7 protein-coding genes are annotated in these 5,238 nt (G+C 43.9%); 3 read left to right on the top strand and 4 right to left on the bottom strand.

All coding sequences use genetic code 11. The features are described from left to right. The first annotated feature begins 87 nt into the window (after nucleotides 1–87). The gene (locus BLP46_RS12350) at nucleotides 88–465 is read left to right on the top strand and encodes a TnpV protein (RefSeq protein ID WP_092979327.1); all 378 of its coding nucleotides are present in this window, start codon (nucleotides 88–90) and stop codon (nucleotides 463–465) included. A 43-nt stretch (nucleotides 466–508) separates the two neighbouring features. Here BLP46_RS12350 and BLP46_RS12355 read toward each other — a convergent pair whose 3' ends face one another. The 4 genes from BLP46_RS12355 to BLP46_RS13420 are packed head-to-tail and all read right to left on the bottom strand — an operon-like array spanning nucleotide 509 to nucleotide 3,219. Further along, nucleotides 509–1,534: a virulence RhuM family protein gene (locus BLP46_RS12355; protein ID WP_092979328.1), complete on the bottom strand. Its 1,026-nt coding sequence runs from the start codon at nucleotides 1,532–1,534 to the stop codon at nucleotides 509–511. Further along, complete coding sequence (locus BLP46_RS12360) at nucleotides 1,531–2,454, bottom strand: hypothetical protein (RefSeq protein WP_092979329.1); 924 nt, start codon at nucleotides 2,452–2,454, stop codon at nucleotides 1,531–1,533. Before BLP46_RS12360 ends, BLP46_RS12355 begins: the two co-directional genes overlap by 4 nt. Nucleotides 2,455–2,502: 48 nt before the next feature. After that, the gene (locus tag BLP46_RS12365; protein ID WP_092979331.1) at nucleotides 2,503–3,036 is read right to left on the bottom strand and encodes a sigma-70 RNA polymerase sigma factor region 4 domain-containing protein; all 534 of its coding nucleotides are present in this window, start codon (nucleotides 3,034–3,036) and stop codon (nucleotides 2,503–2,505) included. Nucleotides 3,037–3,090: 54 nt separating this feature from the next. After that, a complete protein-coding gene (locus tag BLP46_RS13420) occupies nucleotides 3,091–3,219 on the bottom strand; it encodes a hypothetical protein (protein WP_318259627.1) in 129 nt (42 codons plus the stop codon). A gap of 141 nt (nucleotides 3,220–3,360) precedes the next feature. Here BLP46_RS13420 and BLP46_RS12370 point away from each other — a divergent pair, with 141 nt between their 5' ends. Both BLP46_RS12370 and BLP46_RS12380 read left to right on the top strand, forming a co-directional pair. Next, nucleotides 3,361–3,717: a cysteine-rich VLP protein gene (locus BLP46_RS12370; protein ID WP_092979332.1), complete on the top strand. Its 357-nt coding sequence runs from the start codon at nucleotides 3,361–3,363 to the stop codon at nucleotides 3,715–3,717. 361 nt (nucleotides 3,718–4,078) lie between these two features. Next, nucleotides 4,079–5,238 (top strand): recombinase family protein (locus BLP46_RS12380; RefSeq protein WP_167669275.1); only part of this gene is annotated, 1,160 nt, incomplete at its 3' end.

The raw sequence follows: 5,238 nt of genomic DNA on the forward strand, positions 1-5,238 counted from the left end.
ATTTGTGGTAAACTGAAAAGCAGTTGTAGGAAAGGAGTATAATCTACAATCCGCACTGTAAACCTATTACTACGAAAGGAGCCTGTTATGGAACAGAAAACTATTTTTGAACAGCTTGGCGGTACATACAGCCAACAGGGAGATTATTTGCTCCCGAATCTATCTTTACCCGAAACAAAGGAATATGTGATTGGTAAGTATGGGCATTTGCGGTTGAGATACCTAAAACAGCACCGCCCGATCATCTACACCAACTTGCTTACCTCTTGCAAACTGTCCGAACATTTGGCAGAGGTTGAGAAAGAATGTACCGAGCGGATGGATAGCCTTGTAAAAGCTATGGCGAAGCAGGAAGGCGTAACCGAAGCGCTCAAAGCCGCCGACCAATGGGCGTGGGTACGTCGCATGAATAATATCCGCAACCGTGCCGAAGAAATTGTTTTAAACGAAATAGTCTATGTATAACGCAAGCCCGCTGTCAGCGATTTTTTCATTGACAGCGGGTTTCTCAATGGTCACTATTTTCTGTTTCTGACATCAATCTGTCAAAATCACTTTGATATAAACGGTCTTGTATAACACGGTATTTCTCAAATTCACTTTCTGCAAAAGCTTTGGCGATAGCGGCGGTTACTTTTCCTTTGTCCTCTAAAATCTCAGCGTCGTTGAATCGCAGAAAAGCATCCAGCTTTGAAGCCCAATCCTCCATCGTCATCGGAATGTGTCTGCGAGCCTGTCGGGTAGCGTAGTCAAGATACATTGTGACGATTTCATTAAGCTCCTGCATTTCATCGTGCGATAAATAATTCTTCGCAATCGATACATCCGCCTTGACGATTTTTCCTTTGGGAGCGTTCTTCCAAGTGGTCAATCCCATATGCTGCTTTGTATGATCGGCTCTGCCAACGATTACCTCCGCCGCAGTATTACCGTGAACGGCATAGTGCATTTTGTTCTGCACCGTTGCGAAGAAATCTTTTGTAATCTGACTGTCTAAGGAGTAGTCAACAGCAGTAGCGTAAATATCAGTGATTTTTTGATAAAACCGTCTTTCGCTCGCTCTGATCTCCTGAATTTCAGAAATCAGGTGGTCGAAGTAATCCTCGTCAAATATCTGTCCGTTGATCAAACGGTCTTTATCAAGAACATATCCCTGTCTGGTGAAGGTATCAAGTATTTTTGTCGCCCATTGACGGAACTGAGTTGCCCGCTCGGAATTGGTGCGATACCCAACGGCGATGATTGCCGGTAAAGAGTAAAACTTATATTGATAGGTTTTACCGTTGTCGGCAACTTGTGCAAATTTTGCATAAGTTGAATTTTCGTCTAATTCGCCGCTTTCATAAATGTTTTTTAAATGCTTATTTACAACACTTCTGTCAATATCAAACAATTCAGAAATCGCCTTTTGTGTCAGCCAAACAGTACCGTTCTGCACACGGACTTCGATTCCTTCCTCGTGAGCGTCTTTTGTGAAAACGAGAAAGTCAACTGTGCTATTACGGATTTGTATCTTCTTATCATCTTGCTTCATATTTTATTCCTCAGTTTCGTCTGTTTATTCTTCGCTCTGTTCTTATACACGTTATACTGATTCTTACAGCGTGGGCTGCAAAATACAGCGCTTGGTCGGCTTGCTACAAAGAATTTGGAACATTTCTTGCACACCCTCATCGGATTGCTTTTGTCGGTCAGCATAAAGGACAACATCATCTGAATGCCGAGCAAGAGCGAATGGAAATCCCATACAAGCGTAGGCTGTTCAAGCAGCTCAATGTGATAGCTCGGAGCGTTACCGTCAAACGCACGGATACTCTGCCGCATAAGCTGTTTGTAGTCATCGTCCAGCTTATCATAGTCATTGTAATACAGAAACACTGTTGTGGCGTTAAACGCCCAATCGGTAAACACCTGTTTCATCCATTCGTAGCTCTCGGCATACTGACGCTGAAAGCTCATATTGACCGCCATCGGTCTGTCGCTCATTGTCATAGCGAGCGCCATCATCATATTGTCGCCTTCAATATTCCATAATGATTCCACGCTGCGCTTTACTACATCGAGTTTGTCAAAGGGAAAGAACAAATTGAGATAATCTTCGGTTGACATCGTTTCCTTTTTGATAAAACGGTTTTTAGGCAAATACACCGCTTCATAGTCCATAAAAGAAGGTGTGGTCGGCAACGCCGTCATCAATCCGAACAGTCCATACTTTTCCGCAAAGGCTTTTATTTCGTCTTGTATTTCTGTATCGTCCTGCTCCTGCCTCATACCCAAGCGTCCGATATACAGAGCGTCCAAGACTAACTGCTGATACTCTTTCAACGGATCGTATATTGTAGGCTGAGCATCAGCACAGGCGGTCAAATACAGCTTGCCGTCCTCGGCTTGTTTCCATTCATATTCGCTATATCGTACCCAAGTTGAATTGGAATGTTCGAATTGAAAGCTCATATCTATCACCAATGTAATCTGAAATTGGAATAATATATTACTATTATACTAATTGCCCTTGCTACCGTCAAGGGCTTTTTCTATAAATAGCTTTTCTTCCATCGTGAGAGGATAACCTTTTTCTTTGCGGCTCAATAACACTTTTAGTAATGCTTTATGTATCTTCTTCAAGGCGGTCGCTCTGACCTTGCGGATATTACGGTCGGATTGCTCTCTGATTTTGCCGAGAGCTTTTGTACTTGTTCCTCGCACAAAATTGTTAAAGATAATTTCCTTGTGATCATCAGATAGCTTATTCAGTATCTTAGATAAATCAACGTCGGACACCAATTCGTTTATCTCAAACGGACAATGAAAGATTGCGTCGATATAATCGCCCTTGCGGATTTGTTTTATCAGCACATCATTTACATCATATGGGATAACCTCGCCGTCAAGAGCAGCACCATAATCAAGCGGAATATCCAAGCCGCTTCGGCTGACTTCGTGATAACGCTCCCTGCGCTCACGGTTACTGTCAAGTCGATTCCACCAAGATACCACATTTTGAAAATCAGCGGTTGTCCTTGCGGCGTTTTCCAATCGTGCGAGCGCTTCACGCTCTAATTCTCGCTTCAGCTTTTGTGTTTCGGGCGGTTAATCAATTTGCGACGGTTCCTCGTCACGTTCAAGCTGTATTTCCAATTCAGCCTGATGTTCGTCGGCTAACGCTTCGGCGAGCTGTTCTTCTTCCTGCTCGGCTAATAGTTCTTCATAATCATCCACCGCAAATTCACCTCCCAAGATATTTTTAAAATTTTTTCAAAAACAGTTCCGCAAACCGTGCCAGATTTCTCCTATATGTGGAGGGGTAATCTATTTTCTTGATTTCAGATTACTTCTATCAATAAAGAAGGAGGAAACGCTATGGCAGAATTATCAAACAGCGAAAAGAAACGAATCAAAAAACACGTTACTAACTGCTGCGCCAATTACAGCAAGGAATACGGCTGCTTACCGCTTGAAACGGAGTGCTATATGTTCAGCATAGGCTTTAACGACAGCAAGTTGTGCAAGTATTATGAGCAAGCTGTAATGCCGACTGACGCTCAACTATATGCTTTATTCAAGGGCATTCCGACACGGATATGCAAGCAATGCGGTCAACTGTTTGCGGCAATCGGCAAGAAAACCTATTGCTCTGAGCGGTGTGCTACAGAAGCTCGCCGTCGGCAAACAGCAGAACGTGTGAGAAAGCACCGAACGAATAAAGCTGAAATGTAACGCTTTTGCTCTCTGAAAGCCACTGTTCAAGCGGCTTTTGGGGAGCATTTTTGCGTAGGCAAGGTGTTTTTATCAGTGCTTCAGTTTAGGGGTTACAGATTAAGGAACTGACTAAATTCATTATACACATATCAATTACAAAATTCAATGGGAGGTAATATTTTGACCAACAACTATACAACGATGATTCGCCGTATCGGCAAGACCACCTATAACGTCAAGGTGTTTTGCAAGTAGAGCGGCGAAACAATGGAAGATAAAATTTTGCGAATTGTTCGCAATGAAGCCTTTAAAAATGACGGGGCTTATGGTATAATAACCATACCACAAATGAGCCGACAGTCTGAAAGGAGCGCCTGATATGGCAGCAAAGCAGACTGAAGGAAAAATTACAGCATTATATGAGAGATTGTCCCGTGACGATGAATTCGCCGGGGACAGCAACTCCATCATCAATCAAAAATCATACCTCGAAAGCTACGCAAGGCAGCAGGGGTATGAAAACCCCGTCCACTATACCGACGACGGCTATTCGGGCGGTAACTTTGACCGCCCCGCTTGGAAACGGCTGATTGCAGATATTGAAGCCGACAAGGTGGCGCACGTTCTTGTCAAGGATATGTCCCGAATCGGCAGAGATTATTTGCAGACAGGTTTTTACACCGAGGTAATGTTCCGTCAATACCACGTTCACTTTGTCGCTATCGCTAACAGCGTTGACAGCGATGATCAGAACAGCAATGAGTTTGCACCGTTCCTTAATGTGATGAACGAGTGGTATCTGCGTGATCTCAGCCGCAAACAGCAAGCCGCCTTTCGCACAAAAGGCGAATCCGGTAAGCCGCTGACAAATATTGCTATCTACGGATATATGAAAGATCCGAACGATAAAAACCATTGGCTGATCGACGAGGAAGCCGCACAGGTTGTCCGCCGTATTTATCGGCTGACGATTGACGGACATGGACCGTATGAGATTGCTCGTATTCTTTTTGACGACAAGGTTGAAACGCCCGCCGTTTATTTTGCCAAAAGAGGAATCGGTATATGGAAAAGTAAAGAGGAATTTACGCACCCATATAGTTGGAGCGGTTATATCGTCGGAAATATTATAGCCAAGCAGGAATATTGCGGCGATACCGTCAACTTCCGTTCTCATAAGGAATCCTACAAAGACAAAAGCCCTGTCAAGAATCCAAAAGAGGATTGGCTGATTTTCAAGGACACCCACGAAGCAATCGTTGACCGTGAAACGTGGGAGCTTGCGCAGAAGCTGCGGAAAACGCCGAAACGTATTGATACTTTTGGTGTTGCGAATCCGTTTACTGGTCTTGTTTATTGTGCCGACTGCGGAGCGAAGATGTTTAATCACCGCTCCAGAGGCAACAAGGAGAAAGGGAACTATCCAGCTGATTTCTTTGACTGCTCTGCATACACCTTGGGACATCAAAGGTACGTCAAAGAATGCAAAAGCCACTATATAAGGTCGGCGGTATTGCGAACGCTGGTGCTTGAAACAAT

Origin of the sequence: Ruminococcus sp. YE282, from assembly GCA_900101355.1 — a bacterium.
Lineage (GTDB): Bacteria > Bacillota > Clostridia > Oscillospirales > Acutalibacteraceae > Ruminococcoides > Ruminococcoides bromii_A.

What these genes read in the sequence shown, in the direction of transcription:
- BLP46_RS12355 (WP_092979328.1), bottom strand. Translation starts at nt 1,534, where the DNA reads ATGAAGCAAGATGATAAGAAGATACAAATCCGTAATAGCACAGTTGAC.
- BLP46_RS12360 (WP_092979329.1), bottom strand. Translation starts at nt 2,454, where the DNA reads ATGAGCTTTCAATTCGAACATTCCAATTCAACTTGGGTACGATATAGC.
- BLP46_RS12350 (WP_092979327.1), top strand. Translation starts at nt 88, where the DNA reads ATGGAACAGAAAACTATTTTTGAACAGCTTGGCGGTACATACAGCCAA.
- BLP46_RS12370 (WP_092979332.1), top strand. Translation starts at nt 3,361, where the DNA reads ATGGCAGAATTATCAAACAGCGAAAAGAAACGAATCAAAAAACACGTT.